This window comes from Shigella sp. FC1967, assembly GCF_001743005.1.
Lineage (GTDB): Bacteria > Pseudomonadota > Gammaproteobacteria > Enterobacterales > Enterobacteriaceae > Proteus.
Genome location: NZ_MIIZ01000380.1, coordinates 1 through 228, shown reverse-complemented (window position 1 = coordinate 228; position 228 = coordinate 1). Strand labels below are relative to the sequence as shown.

General features: G+C 43.4%; 1 pseudogene. It reads left to right on the top strand.

Annotated elements, in window-relative coordinates:
• Window positions 1–228 (top strand): annotated as a pseudogene (locus tag BHE89_RS03375) (aminotransferase class I/II-fold pyridoxal phosphate-dependent enzyme); the annotation flags it as partial.

The window sequence follows — 228 nt, the reverse complement described above, 5'->3', positions numbered from 1 at the left end:
GGTGATGTTGTTTTGTTCCACGGTTGCTGCCATAACCCAAGTGGTATTGATCCAACAGAAGAGCAATGGCGCCAATTAGCAGCACTATCAGCAGAAAAAAGGTTGGTTACCTGTTTTTGACTTTGCATACCAAGGTTTTGCACGTGGTCTTGAAGAAGATGCGCAAGGCTTACGCCTCTTTGCAGAAAAGAACCCGGAGCTTATTGTTGCTAGTTCATATTCTAAAAA